Origin of the sequence: Streptomyces cinnamoneus, assembly GCF_014650495.1 — a bacterium.
Classification (GTDB): Bacteria; Actinomycetota; Actinomycetes; order Streptomycetales; family Streptomycetaceae; genus Streptomyces; species Streptomyces cinnamoneus.
Genome location: NZ_BMVB01000022.1, coordinates 1 through 13,252, shown reverse-complemented (window position 1 = coordinate 13,252; position 13,252 = coordinate 1). Strand labels below are relative to the sequence as shown.

The window sequence follows — 13,252 nt, the reverse complement described above, 5'->3', positions numbered from 1 at the left end:
CCCCGGGGGCGCAGCGCTCCCGGGGCCGCACACCACCCCCGCGCTACGTGCCCTGCCGGCGGCGGATCTTGTTGCCCAGCCAGACCAGCGGGTCGTACGAACGGTCGACCACCCGCTCCTTCAGCGGGATCAGCGCATTGTCCGTGATCTTGATGTGTTCGGGGCAGACCTCCGAGCAGCACTTGGTGATGTTGCAGTACCCCAGCCCGTGGTCCTCGCGGGCCCCGCGCCGGCGGTCGACGCCGGCCTCGTCGGCCGCGTCCAGCGGGTGCATGTCCAGCTCGGCCACCCGCATCAGGAAGCGCGGCCCGGCGAAGGCGCCCTTGTTCTCCTCGTGGTCGCGCACCACGTGGCAGGTGTCCTGGCACAGGAAGCACTCGATGCACTTGCGGAACTCCTGGATGCGGCCGACGTCCTCCTGCTGCATCCGGTACTGCCCGGGCCCCAGCTCGGCCGGCGGCACGAAGGCCGGGACCTCGCGCGCCTTGGCGTAGTTGTACGACACGTCCGTCACCAGGTCCCGCACCACCGGGAAGGCCCGCATCGGCGTGACCGTGATGGTCTCCGCCGGGTCGAAGACCGACATCCGGGTCATGCACATCAGCCGCGGCCGCCCGTTGATCTCGGCGCTGCACGAGCCGCACTTGCCGGCCTTGCAGTTCCAGCGCACCGCCAGATCGGGCGCGGCGGTCGCCTGCAGGCGGTGGATGATGTCGAGGACGACCTCGCCCTCGTTGACGGCCACCTCGAAGTCGGCGAGGCCGCCGCCGTCCGCATCACCCCGCCACACCTTGAAGCGGGCCTGATAACTCATGACGTGAGCTCCTCGTCGGTCAGGTACTTCGTCAGCTCTTCCTTCTCGAAGAGCGCCATCAGGTCCGGCCGGATCGGCGGCGTCTCGCACCGCTCCAGGCGCACCAGCCCCAGCGCCGAGTCGGTCACGGCCTGCTGGGCGGACTCGTCGGCCAGCCGGCAGACCAGGTTCACGCGCCGCCACCGCCGGTCCATCCCCGGGTGGTCGTCGCGGGTGTGCCCGCCCCGGCTCTCCGTGCGCTCCAGGGCCGCCCGCGCCACGCACTCGCTGACCAGCAGCATGTTGCGCAGGTCCAGGGCCAGGTGCCAGCCCGGGTTGAACTGGCGGTGGCCCTCCACCCCGGCCCGCCGGGCCCGGGCGCGCAGCCCGGCGAGGCGGTGCAGCGCCTCCTCCATCTCCGGGGCCCGCCGGATGATGCCCACCAGGTCGCCCATCGCCTGCTGCAGCTCCTGGTGGAGGGTGTAGGGGTTCTCGGGCGCCCCCTCCTCCTCACCCGGGACACCGCCCTCCGCGCCGAACGGGCGCAGCGCCTCCGCCTCGGCCAGCTCGACGTCGGCGTCCGCGACGGCCGGTGCGGCGCCGGTGGCGAAGCCGGCCGCGTAGCGGGCCGCGTGCAGCCCCGCGCGGCGGCCGAAGACCAGCAGGTCGGACAGGGAGTTGCCGCCGAGCCGGTTGGAGCCGTGCATGCCGCCCGCGACCTCGCCGGCCGCGAAGAGGCCGGGCACCCCGCTCGCGGCGGCGGTGTCCGGGTCGACCTCGATGCCGCCCATCACGTAGTGGCAGGTCGGGCCGACCTCCATCGGCTCGGCCGTGATGTCCACGTCCGCCAGCTCCTTGAACTGGTGGTGCATGGACGGCAGCTTCCGCTTGATCATCTCGGCCGGCATCCGGGTGGAGACGTCCAGGAACACCCCGCCGTGCGGGGAGCCCCGCCCCGCCTTGACCTCGGCGTTGATGGCGCGGGCCACCTCGTCGCGGGGGAGCAGCTCGGGCGGTCTGCGGTTGTGGTCGGGGTCGGTGTACCAGCGGTCGCCCTCGGCCTCGGACTCGGCGTACTTCTCCTTGAAGACGTCCGGTACGTAGTCGAACATGAACCGCCGGCCCTCGCTGTTGCGCAGCACCCCGCCGTCACCGCGCACCGACTCGGTGACGAGGATGCCCTTCACGGAGGGCGGCCAGACCATGCCCGTCGGGTGGAACTGCACGAACTCCATGTTCATCAGGCGGGCCCCGGCCAGCAGGGCCAGCGCGTGCCCGTCGCCGGTGTACTCCCAGGAGTTCGACGTCACCTTGAAGGACTTGCCGATGCCGCCGGTGGCCAGCACCACCGCCGGGGCCTCGATGACGAAGAAACGCCCCGACTCGCGCTCGTAGCCGAAGACGCCGCTCACGCGCCGGTTGTCCTTCAGCACCCGGGTGACCGTGCACTCCTGGAAGACCTTCAGCCGGGCCTCGTAGTCGCCGTACTCCCGCTCGTCCTCCTGCTGCAGCGAAACGATCTTCTGCTGCAGGGTGCGGATCAGCTCCAGGCCCGTACGGTCACCCACGTGCGCCAGGCGCGGGTACTCGTGGCCGCCGAAGTTGCGCTGGGAGATGCGCCCGTCGGGCGTGCGGTCGAAGACCGCGCCCCAGGTCTCCAGCTCCCAGACCCGGTCCGGGGCCTCCTGGGCGTGCAGCTCTGCCATCCGCCAGTTGTTGAGGAACTTGCCGCCGCGCATGGTGTCGCGGAAGTGCACCTGCCAGTTGTCGTTGTGGTTGACGTTGCCCATGGATGCGGCGATGCCGCCCTCCGCCATCACCGTATGGGCCTTGCCGAACAGCGACTTGCAGATGACCGCGCAGCGCAGCCCCTGTTCGCGCGCCTCGATGGCGGCACGCAGTCCGGCGCCCCCCGCGCCCACCACGACGACGTCCCAGGACTGCCGGTCCACCCGTGTCATTCGAAAGGGTCCCTCTCCTAGAAGAAGCGCGGATCGTCGAAGGCGCCGCTGGCGACCAGGTACACGTACAGGTCGGCCACCGCCACGCTCACCAGCGAGGCCCACGCCAGCTGCATGTGGCGGGCGTTGAGCGCGCTGACCCAGCCCCACATGCGGTAGCGCACGGGGTGCTTGGAGAAGTTCCGCAGCCGGCCGCCCACGATGTGCCGGCAGGAGTGGCAGGAGAGGGTGTACGCCCAGATCAGCGCGATGTTGGCGAGCAGGACGAGCGTGCCCAGCCCCATGTGGCCCCAGGCGCCGTCCGCGTCGCGGAAGCCCAGGACGGCGTCGTAGGTGAGGATGCCCGCCACGATCACCGCGAAGTAGAAGAAGTAGCGGTGGACGTTCTGCAGGATCAGCGGGAAGCGGGTCTCGCCGGTGTACGTGGCGTGCGGCTCCGGGACCGCGCAGGCCGGGGGCGAGGCCCAGAAGCCCCGGTAGTACGCCTTGCGGTAGTAGTAGCAGGTCAGCCGGAAGCCCAGCGGGAAGATCAGGATCAGCAGCGCGGGCGACAGACGCCACCACGAGCCGACCAGCTCCCAGTCCGCGCCGCCGTTCATGTCGACGCAGTTCGCCGCGAGGCAGGGGGAGTAGAACGGCGAGACGTAGGGCGCCGCGTAGTAGGCGTCACCGGCGAACGCGCGCCAGGTGGAGTAGGCGACGAACGCCAGCAGTCCGGCGGCGGTCGCGGCCGGCGTGAGCCACCAGCGGTCGGCGCGCAGGTGGCGGGCGGGGATCGCGGCGCGCGAGGCGTGGTGGACGCCGCGCGCGGGGTGGTCGTCCGCGGCGGCGGAGACTTCGGGATCGGTACCAGTGGCCAAGGGGGGCTCCGGAAAGGAGGGGGACGGTGGGGCCGGCCGCGGCCGGGGCGCGGGTCAGGGCACGAGCCCGTGCTGGGAGCCGAGCCCCTCCTCCTCGGCGCCCGCCCACAGCGAGGCGTCGTAGGGGGTGTCGGGCACGGGCACCATCTGCGTCAGGCCGGGCCGGCCGGCGTGCGGGGGTTCCGCGGGGGCGCCGGCCCGCAGCAGGGCGAGGCTCTCGCGCAGGTGCCCGGCGTCGGTGCGCAGCCGCCGCACGTCCAGCACACCCTTGCCCAGGTGCTTCTCCAGCCGCCCGATCGCGCGGTCCAGGTCGTCGAGGCACCGCTGAACAGCAGTCAGTTCTTCTTTGACGGACATGATGTGGCCTTCCGCGTCGGGGGTTGCGGGTGGCGCCCGGTCATGCGACTGAGAGTGTCGCGCGTCACACCCCTCCAGGGGAAGATAGCCGTCCCGATCGCGGCTTCGCGGGAGCGCATTCGCTGCGACCCCCTTTGGCCGTCCCTGCGTTCGCCCAGGTGGGTGGCGTGCGGGCGCTGGGCGACGTGTCGGCGCCCGTCCGCGCGGGGCGTCGCTTTCAGTTGACGCCGTCTGTGCACGATCTTGGACCGGACCGGCGGAGGTAGCCCCATGTCGTCCCAGCACACGCGGTCCCGTACGCGCCTCCGTTCCGCCGTTCTGCTCACCGCGGGCCTGCTCCTGCCGCTGCCGCTCCTCACCGGCTGCGGCGCCGGCGACGACGAGGCCGACGGCCCCGCCGCCCCCCAGGACATCGCGGCGGCCCCGCGCTCCAAGGTCGCCGACAAGGGCACCCTGACCTGGGCCGTCGACGCGCTGCCCGCGACCTACAACACCTTCCAGGCGGATGCGGACCAGGCGTCCCAGCGGGTCGCCGGCGCCGTGCTGCCCACCCTCTTCACGCTCGACGGCCGCGGCCGGCCGCAGCGCAACCCCGACTACCTGGCCTCGGCCTCCGTCACGCAGCGCGAGCCGCGCCAGGTCGTGGTCTACAAGCTCAACCCCAAGGCCGTCTGGAGCAACGGCACCGCCATCACCTCCGCCGACTTCGAGGCCCAGTGGAAGGCGCTGCGCGGCAAGGACAGCGCGTACTGGACGGCCCGCAACGCCGGCTACGACCGGATCGACCGGGTCGAACGCGGTGCGAACGCCCAGGAGGTCAAGGTCACCTTCGCCAAGAACCACGCCGACTGGGCCGCGCTCTTCACCCCGCTCTACCCCCGGTCGGTGATGGGCAGCGGCAGCGCCTTCAACGACTCGGCGCGCAAGGAGCTCAAGCTCGCCGCCGGGCCCTTCGCGGTGGGTGGTCGCGACGCCAAGCAGGGCACGCTGACGCTCGTGCGCAACCCCCGGTGGTGGGGCGAGCGGGCCAAGCTCGACCGGCTCGTGCTGCGGGCCGTGCCGCCGGAGCAACGGGTCGCGGCACTGGCGAGCGGGAAGGTCGACATCGCCGAGATCACCCCGGGCGCCGCGGAGCGCATCACGAAGGCGAACACTCCGTCGAAGAAGGACCGCTCCGACAAGGGCCGCCCGGGCATCATCGCGCCGCCCGGCGCGAGCCCCGGCGCGGCCCGCGCGGAGGGGCGGTCCGACCAGGGCCGGCTGGACGGTGCGAACAAGCCCGCCGCCGCCGATGTGACGGCCCTGCGCGGCCTGGTCGTACGCCGCTCCCTGGAGCCCGCCTACACCCAGCTCGCCCTCAACGGCGCCTCCGGACCGCTCGCCGACGAACGCGTCCGGCGGGCCATCGCCCGGGCCGTCGACCGCAAGGCCATCGCCGAGTACGTCCTGGCGCCCCTGGGGCTGCCCGCCCAGCCGCTCGGCAGCCACGTCCTGGTGGCCGGCCAGCAGGGGTACGAGGACACCAGCAGCGCGATCGGCTCCGTGGATCCCAAGGCGGCCCAGGCCCTGCTGGCGGACGCCGGCTGGAAGGCGGGCCACGGCGCGGCGCCCCAGAAGAAGGCGGCGGGCAGCGCGCCCGGGGTCAGGGCGAAGGGCCGGCCGGCGGATGACGACGACGACCCGGACGGGACCGACGACGACGTGGACGGGCTGGAGGACGAGACGGGCACCGACGACAAGGGCTCCCTCGACACCGGCGACAAGGCCGGGGCCTCCCCGGCCCGCTACAAGGACGGCAAGAAGCTGACCCTCCGCTTCGTCCTGCCGAAGGGGGCCGGGGCCGAGCCGCTGCGCGCGGTGGGCGAGCGCATCGCCCGCCAGCTCGACGCCATCGGGGTGCGCACGGAGGTCATCAAGGTCGACGACGCCTCCTTCTTCAAGGACCACATCGCCTCCGGCGACTTCGACCTGGCCCTCTACGGCTGGCCCACCGGGGCCTTCCCGGCCACCGACGCCCGGCCGATCTTCGCCAAGCCGCAGCCGGCGCCGGACGGATCGCTGATCGTCGAGCAGAACTACACCCGGGTCGGCACCGACCAGATCGACCGGCTCTTCGACCAGGCGTCGACGGAGCTCGACGCCGACGCCTCGCACGACCTGATGGCCCGGGCTGACGCCCGCATCTGGGCCGCGGCGGGATCGATCCCGCTGTACCAGCGACCCGAGCTGGTGGGGACGCGCAGGACGGTCGTGAATGCCGGGGCCTTCGGTCTCGCCAGCCCGCGTTACCAGGACATCGGCTACCGGCGCTGACGGCTTCCCCCACCCTCCCGCCGATGCGTCGCCGGGCGGACCGATCGCACCCGGCCCGCCCCCCGATTGCGGACGAAAGCCGCAGGTCAGAGGGGCCCGGACTGGCCTGAGGCGGCCGAATGCGGCCGCGCCCCGTACCATGGAAGAGGCCGCGGCGTGTTCTGCCCGGCAGGGCGCGCGTGCCGGACCGTACGCGCCGCCATCCACGATTCCGGGAGAAGCGCCGCCAGTATGCCCACGCGCCACGACATTCGTAACGTCGCCATCGTCGCCCACGTCGACCACGGCAAGACGACCATCGTCGACGCCATGCTCAAGCAGGCCGGCGCCTTCGCCGCCCACCAGCTCGACTCCGTCGACGACCGCGTCATGGACTCGAACGACCTGGAGCGTGAGAAGGGCATCACGATCCTCGCCAAGAACACGGCGGTGAAGTACCACCCCAAGGACGGCGGGGACCCGATCACGATCAACATCATCGACACCCCCGGCCACGCCGACTTCGGTGGCGAGGTCGAGCGCGGTCTGTCGATGGTGGACGCGGTCGTGCTGCTGGTGGACGCCTCCGAGGGCCCGCTGCCGCAGACCCGCTTCGTGCTCCGCAAGGCGCTCCAGCAGCGGAAGCCGGTCATCCTCTGCATCAACAAGACGGACCGCCCGGACTCCCGCATCGACGAGGTCGTCAACGAGACGTACGACCTCTTCCTGGACCTGGACGCGGACGAGGACCAGATCGAGTTCCCGATCGTCTACGCCTGCGGCCGTGACGGCATCGCCTCGCTGACCAAGCCGGAGGACGGCACCGTCCCCGCGGACAGCACCAACCTGGAGCCGTTCTTCTCCACGATCCTGGAGCACGTCCCGGCCCCGGCGTACGAGGAGGACGCGCCGCTCCAGGCCCACGTCACCAACCTCGACGCCGACAACTTCCTCGGCCGCATCGCGCTGCTCCGCGTCGAGCAGGGCGAGCTGCGCAAGGGCCAGACCGTGGCCTGGATCAAGCGTGACGGCACGATCTCCAACGTCCGCATCACCGAGCTGATGATGACCGAGGCCCTCACCCGCAAGCCCGCCGAGGTGGCCGGCCCCGGTGACATCTGCGCCGTCGCCGGTATCCCCGACATCATGATCGGTGAGACCCTGGCCGACCCGGAGAACCCGGTCGCGCTGCCCCTGATCACGGTCGACGAGCCCGCGATCTCCATGACCATCGGCACCAACACCTCGCCGCTCGTCGGCCGCGGTGGCACGGGCAAGGGCGCGGACGCCAAGTCCGCGGTCAAGGACCGCAAGGTCACCGCCCGCCAGGTCAAGGACCGTCTGGACCGCGAGCTGGTCGGTAACGTCTCGCTGCGCGTCCTGGACACCGAGCGCCCCGACGCCTGGGAGGTGCAGGGCCGCGGTGAGCTGGCGCTGGCCATCCTGGTCGAGCAGATGCGCCGTGAGGGCTTCGAGATGACCATCGGCAAGCCGCAGGTCGTCACCAAGGAGGTCGACGGCAAGACGCACGAGCCGGTCGAGCGCCTCACGGTCGACGTCCCCGAGGAGCACATGGGCGCGGTCACGCAGCTCATGGGCACCCGCAAGGGCCGCATGGACAACATGTCGAACCACGGCTCCGGCTGGGTCCGCATGGAGTTCGTCGTCCCGTCCCGTGGTCTGATCGGCTTCCGCACGGAGTTCCTGACGAACACCCGCGGTACCGGCATCGCCCACTCCATCCACGAGGGCCACGAGCCGTGGTTCGGCGAGCTGAAGACCCGTAACAACGGTTCGCTGGTCGCCGACCGCGCCGGTGCCGTCACCGCCTTCGCGATGACGAACCTCCAGGAGCGCGGCGTGCTCTTCACCGACCCGGGCACCGAGGTGTACGAGGGCATGATCGTCGGCGAGAACTCGCGCGCCGACGACATGGACGTCAACATCACCAAGGAGAAGAAGCTCACCAACATGCGCTCCTCCTCCGCCGACTCCTTCGAGGCGATCGTCCCGCCGCGCAAGCTGTCGCTGGAGCAGTCCCTGGAGTTCTGCCGCGACGACGAGTGCGTCGAGGTGACCCCGGAGGCGGTCCGCATCCGCAAGGTCGTCCTGGACCAGAAGGAGCGCGGCCGCACCGCTTCCCGCGCCAAGCGCTAAGGACCACCGCGCCGGGCGCCGATGCCCACCGCGCCGCAGACGGCCCGCCGTCCCCCGCCACCATGGCGGGGGACGGCGGGCCGTCGCCGTTCCCGGGCGGGGGAGCGACTACGCGATCCGTCCGGGCGGCCTCGTGTGCCGCTGATCGCCCCGCCGATCGCCCGCCGATCACCCTCTGATTGACCGCTGATCGTCCGCCGATCGTCCCGTCAAAAGCGGATCCTGACCTTCCGGTTGTGTCCGTTCCCGGCGGGCCGTCCGGAAGTCGGTCCGGTGAATCCGGATGTTGTGTTAACAGTCCGTTTCGCGTGTGTCTGTCTCCGATCGCTTTGTCCATATTTTGGGCCTGTGTCGGTGATCGATGTGACCAAAGCGAGACCCTTTAAGTGTGGTTTACAGGACGGACGTACTTAATAGTTGGCTTCACTGAGCTCGGGTCAATGGGTCACGCGCTGTGGGGAGCGCCGACTCACGAGCACACTGAAGGTGCCGGTTCCGTCTCCGCTGTCAGGGGTGTCAGCGTGGGGCCGGTGCCTCTCTTGTAGTGATTTGTGGACTCTTGAGGAGGCATACCCATGCGCGGTGCCAAGAGCGCAAAGTGGGTCGTTGGCGCCATCGTCGTTGCGATGGCCGCGACCGCTTGCAACGGCGGCGGAGACAGCAAGAGCAGTTCCGGTTCCGGCGGTAAGCCTGCGGGCTACGTGTCGGTCGACGTCGGTGAGCCGCAGAACCCGCTCTACCCGACGGACACCAACGAGACGCTGGGCCACTACGTCATCACCGCCCTCTACTCGCCGCTCGTGAAGTTCGACGACAAGGGCAAGATCCTCAACGTCGCCGCCGAGTCCATCACCACCGAGGACTCCAAGACGTGGACGATCAAGCTCAAGTCGGGCTGGACGTTCCACAACGGCGAGAAGGTCACCGCCCAGTCGTATGTCGACGCCTGGAACTGGGGCGCCAACATCAAGAACAACCAGAAGAACAGCCTCTGGTTCAACGACATCAAGGGCTACGAGGACGTCCACCCCGAGAAGGGTGACCCCAAGTCCGACAAGATGTCGGGTCTGACGGCCAAGGACGAGCTGACCCTCAGCGTCGAGCTCAAGAACCCGGTCCCGTACTTCCAGTACAAGCTCGGCTACGTCCCCTTCATGCCGCAGCCGCAGGCGTTCTTCAAGGACCCGAAGGGCTTCGGCCAGAAGCCGGTCGGCCAGGGCCCCTACAAGTTCGAGAAGTGGGACCACAAGAAGCTCATCCAGGTCGCCGCGTACGACGGCTACAAGGGTGACGACAAGCCCAAGAACAAGGGCGTGCAGTTCAAGCAGTACTCCACGGTCGAGGCCGCCTACCAGGAGCTCATGTCGGGCAACCTCGACCTGATCCGCCAGATCGGCCCCAAGGACCTGCCCAAGTACAAGTCCGACCTGGGCGACCGGGCGATCGACAAGCCGTACGCGGCCGTTCAGTCCATCGTCCCGGCCTTCTACAGCGAGCCCTTCAAGGGCATCGACCCGAAGGTCATCCAGGGCCTGTCGATGGCGATCGACCGCCAGACCATCACCAAGACGGTCCTCAACGGCACCCGCACGCCGGCCACCAGCTTCACCCCGCCCGGTGTCGAGGGCAACCAGAGCGACCTGGGCGTCGACGTCTTCAAGTTCGACCCGGCGAAGGCCAAGGACCTCATCAAGGAGGGCGGCGGCGTTCCGGGCAACAAGATCTGGATCCAGTTCAACGGCGACGGCGGCCACAAGGAGTGGATCACGGCCGTCTGCGAGAACATCCGCCAGAACACCGGCGTCGAGTGCCTCGCCGACCCCAAGCCGGACTTCCAGGCCGACCTCGACCTGCGTGACCAGAACAAGGTCAAGGCGATGTACCGCGGTGGCTGGGTCGCCGACTACCCGCTGAACGTCAACTTCATGCGTGAGCTCTACAAGACCGGCGCCGAGGCCAACAGCGGCCGCTTCTCCGACAAGGGCATCGACGAGCTCATGGAGAAGGGTGACAACGCCAAGACCCTGGAGGAGTCGGTCAAGCTGTACCAGGAGGCCGAGAAGGCCATGGTGCAGAAGATGCCCTCCATCCCGCTGTGGAACTACCGGATCAACGGTGGACACTCCAAGACGACCGACAACGTCGTGGTCGACTACCGCGGTGACTACGTCATGACCGAAGTCACCCCCAAGTAGTCCGTCGCGGAGTCATCCCGCATCCGGTTCCCCCGCATCCCCCGCAAGCCGGTACGGGGCGGGAAGGTACCGGGGACCGCTCCCGCAGTGCCCGGCACTGCGCGAGCGGTCCCCGGTGCCGTCGTATCCACATGGAGGCACCATGGGGCGCTATGTCGCGCGGCGACTGCTCCAGATGATCCCGGTCTTCATCGGGTCAACCTTGCTGATCTTCCTCATGATGTACGCCCTGCCCGGTGACCCGGTGCGGGCCATGTGGGGAGAACAGGCCATCGACGAGGCGCAGATCGCCTCGATCAAGCACGATCTCGGGCTCGACCTGCCGCTGTGGCAGCAGTACTGGAACTACGTCAGCGGACTGTTCCAGGGCGACTTCGGCACCCAGATCGCCAGCCAGCGGCCGGTCGCCGACGTCATCGCCGACGCGATTCCGGTGACCCTCCGACTGGCGCTGTTCGCCTTCGTCTTCACCGTCGTCGTCGGCATCAGCCTCGGCGTCCTGGCCGGCCTGAAGGCCGACCGCTGGCTGGACAAGGGCGTGCTGTTCTTCACCCTGCTGCTGGTCTCGGTGCCGTCCTTCGTGCTCGGCTACCTCTTCCAGTTCATCTTCGCGATGAAGCTGGGCTGGCTCACCCCGACGGTCCAGAACTCCGAGGACTTCGGGCAGTTGTTCATGCCCGCCATCGTGCTCGGCTCGCTGTCCCTGGCGTACGTCACCCGGCTGACGCGCACCTCCATCGCGGAGAACAAGCGCGCCGACTACATCCGCACGGCCGTCGCCAAGGGCCTGCCGCGCCGCCGCGTCGTCGGCATCCACCTGCTGCGCAACTCGATGATCCCCGTGGTCACCTTCCTCGGCACCGACCTGGGCGCCCTGCTGGGCGGCGCGGTCGTCACCGAGGGCATCTTCAACGTCCAGGGCATCGGCCGCGAGATCTACGAGGCCCTCAACCGCCACGAGGGTTCGACCGTCGTCGGCATCGTCACGTTGCTCGTCATCGTCTATCTCTGCGCCAGCCTGATCGTCGACCTGCTTTACGCGGTCCTGGACCCGAGGATCCGTTATGCCTGAGGCAACCGAGGGCGCCGTCGTGGCCGGAGCCGCCACCGAGACGACCGTGAGCACCGTGACGACCGCGGGCGGCGCCGGCGGAAGCGGCGGTTCGGTCGGCAAGCCGCGCAGCCTGTGGAGCGACGCCTGGGGCGACCTGCGCCGCAACCCGCTGTTCGTGGCCTCCGCGGTCCTCATCCTGCTGCTGCTGACGATGGCCTGCTTCCCGAGCCTGTTCACCAGCGCCTCGCCGCGCAACGGCGACCTGACCGGGGCCTTCCTCAAGGAGCCCGAGTACGGCAAGGTCTTCTCGCCCGAGTGGCTCGGCTACGACGGCCAGGGCCGCAGCATCTGGGCGCGCCTGGTCTACGGCGCCCGCGCCTCCGTGATCGTCGGTGTCGTCGTCACGGGCACCGTCACCCTCTTCGGCGGCCTCGTCGGCATGCTCGCCGGCTACTTCGGCGGCTGGGCCGACAGCCTGCTCTCCCGCCTGACCGACGTCTTCGCGGGCATCCCGTTCCTGCTGGGCGCCATGGTCGTCCTCACCTCGTTCGAGGTGCGCACGGTCTGGGTGGTCTCCGCCGCCCTCGCCGTCCTCGGCTGGACCCAGATCGCCCGCGTCATGCGCGGCTCGGTGATCTCCATCAAGCAGCAGGACTACGTGATGGCCGCCAAGGCGCTCGGCGCCGGCACCGGCCGCATCCTGCTGCGCCACATCCTGCCGAACGCCGTCGCGCCGGTGATCATCGTCGCAACCACCGCGCTCGGCGGCTACATCGCCGCCGAGGCCACGCTGTCGTACCTCGGCATCGGCCTGGCCGACCCGGCGATCTCCTGGGGCATCGACGTCTCGGCCGGCAAGGACCAGCTGCGCAACGCGCCGCACGTCCTGCTCTTCCCGGCGCTGATGGTCTCGATCACCGTGCTGGCCTTCATCATGCTCGGCGATGCAGTGCGCAACGCCCTCGACCCCAAGCTGCGCTGAGGGAGGCGTACGTGACCACCATCGAGAAGAACGCGAAGGTCCCCGAGCCCCGCAAGGCCGGCGACAAGGGCACCCCGCTGCTCGAAGTCCGCGACCTGCACGTGGAGTTCCACACCCGCGACGGCGTCGCCAAGGCCGTCAACGGCGTCAACTACACGGTCAACGCGGGCGAGACGCTCGCCGTGCTCGGCGAGTCCGGCTCCGGCAAGTCCGTCACCGCCCAGGCCATCATGGGCATCCTCGACATGCCGCCGGGGAAGATCCCGCAGGGCGAGATCCTCTTCCGCGGCCAGGACATGCTGAAGATGTCCGCCGAGGAGCGCCGGAAGATCCGCGGCAGCAAGATCGCCATGATCTTCCAGGACGCGCTGTCCTCCCTGAACCCGGTCCTGACCGTCGGCTACCAGCTCGGCGAGATGTTCCGCGTGCACCAGGGCATGTCCAAGAAGGACGCCAAGGCCAAGGCCATCGAGCTGATGGACCGGGTCCGCATCCCCGCCGCCAAGCAGCGCGTGAGCGACTACCCGCACCAGTTCTCGGGTGGCATGCGTCAGCGCATCATGATCGCGATGGCGCTGGCCCTGGAGCCGGACCTGATCAT

At 69.8% G+C, this 13,252-nt stretch carries 10 protein-coding genes; 6 read left to right on the top strand and 4 right to left on the bottom strand.

The features are described from left to right. Positions 1-43: 43 nt before the first annotated feature. The 4 genes from IE182_RS24960 to IE182_RS24945 are packed head-to-tail and all read right to left on the bottom strand — an operon-like array spanning position 44 to position 3,971. On the bottom strand, positions 44-814 hold the full coding sequence (locus IE182_RS24960) for a succinate dehydrogenase/fumarate reductase iron-sulfur subunit (RefSeq protein ID WP_190112176.1): 771 nt from the start codon (positions 812-814) through the stop codon (positions 44-46). Beyond that, positions 811-2,754 (bottom strand): fumarate reductase/succinate dehydrogenase flavoprotein subunit, encoded by a 1,944-nt coding sequence (locus IE182_RS24955; RefSeq protein ID WP_190112175.1) that lies wholly within the window; start codon positions 2,752-2,754, stop codon positions 811-813. The genes IE182_RS24960 and IE182_RS24955 overlap by 4 nt, the downstream gene beginning before the upstream one ends. Positions 2,755-2,771: 17 nt before the next feature. Next, positions 2,772-3,614, bottom strand: coding sequence for a succinate dehydrogenase subunit SdhC (sdhC, locus tag IE182_RS24950; protein ID WP_190112174.1), 843 nt, complete (start codon positions 3,612-3,614; stop codon positions 2,772-2,774). A 54-nt stretch (positions 3,615-3,668) separates the two neighbouring features. Further along, positions 3,669-3,971, bottom strand: a complete 303-nt coding sequence (locus tag IE182_RS24945) for an Rv0250c family protein (RefSeq protein WP_190112173.1) — start codon at positions 3,969-3,971, stop codon at positions 3,669-3,671. A gap of 270 nt (positions 3,972-4,241) precedes the next feature. Here IE182_RS24945 and IE182_RS24940 point away from each other — a divergent pair, with 270 nt between their 5' ends. From IE182_RS24940 to IE182_RS24915, 6 genes are all read left to right on the top strand, one after another. Then, positions 4,242-6,284, top strand: a complete 2,043-nt coding sequence (locus IE182_RS24940) for an ABC transporter family substrate-binding protein (RefSeq protein WP_190112172.1) — start codon at positions 4,242-4,244, stop codon at positions 6,282-6,284. Positions 6,285-6,515: 231 nt separating this feature from the next. Next, positions 6,516-8,420: a translational GTPase TypA gene (gene typA, locus IE182_RS24935; RefSeq protein ID WP_190112171.1), complete on the top strand. Its 1,905-nt coding sequence runs from the start codon at positions 6,516-6,518 to the stop codon at positions 8,418-8,420. Positions 8,421-8,995: 575 nt separating this feature from the next. Further along, complete coding sequence (locus IE182_RS24930) at positions 8,996-10,615, top strand: peptide ABC transporter substrate-binding protein (RefSeq protein WP_190112170.1); 1,620 nt, start codon at positions 8,996-8,998, stop codon at positions 10,613-10,615. A 142-nt stretch (positions 10,616-10,757) separates the two neighbouring features. Continuing rightward, positions 10,758-11,687 carry an ABC transporter permease gene (locus IE182_RS24925; protein ID WP_190112169.1) on the top strand — a complete coding sequence of 310 codons (930 nt, stop codon included), beginning with the start codon at positions 10,758-10,760 and terminating at the stop codon, positions 11,685-11,687. After that, complete coding sequence (locus IE182_RS24920) at positions 11,680-12,651, top strand: ABC transporter permease (RefSeq protein ID WP_190112168.1); 972 nt, start codon at positions 11,680-11,682, stop codon at positions 12,649-12,651. The genes IE182_RS24925 and IE182_RS24920 overlap by 8 nt, the downstream gene beginning before the upstream one ends. A gap of 11 nt (positions 12,652-12,662) precedes the next feature. Further along, on the top strand, positions 12,663-13,252 hold a 590-nt coding region (locus IE182_RS24915), incomplete at its 3' end, for an ABC transporter ATP-binding protein (protein ID WP_190112167.1).

Bases quoted from the DNA above. Each gene is read 5' to 3' on its own strand.
- IE182_RS24960 (WP_190112176.1), bottom strand. From the start codon at position 814: ATGAGTTATCAGGCCCGCTTCAAGGTGTGGCGGGGTGATGCGGACGGC.
- IE182_RS24945 (WP_190112173.1), bottom strand. From the start codon at position 3,971: ATGTCCGTCAAAGAAGAACTGACTGCTGTTCAGCGGTGCCTCGACGAC.
- IE182_RS24925 (WP_190112169.1), top strand. From the start codon at position 10,758: ATGGGGCGCTATGTCGCGCGGCGACTGCTCCAGATGATCCCGGTCTTC.
- IE182_RS24920 (WP_190112168.1), top strand. From the start codon at position 11,680: ATGCCTGAGGCAACCGAGGGCGCCGTCGTGGCCGGAGCCGCCACCGAG.
- IE182_RS24955 (WP_190112175.1), bottom strand. From the start codon at position 2,754: ATGACACGGGTGGACCGGCAGTCCTGGGACGTCGTCGTGGTGGGCGCG.
- typA (WP_190112171.1), top strand. From the start codon at position 6,516: ATGCCCACGCGCCACGACATTCGTAACGTCGCCATCGTCGCCCACGTC.
- IE182_RS24940 (WP_190112172.1), top strand. From the start codon at position 4,242: ATGTCGTCCCAGCACACGCGGTCCCGTACGCGCCTCCGTTCCGCCGTT.
- IE182_RS24930 (WP_190112170.1), top strand. From the start codon at position 8,996: ATGCGCGGTGCCAAGAGCGCAAAGTGGGTCGTTGGCGCCATCGTCGTT.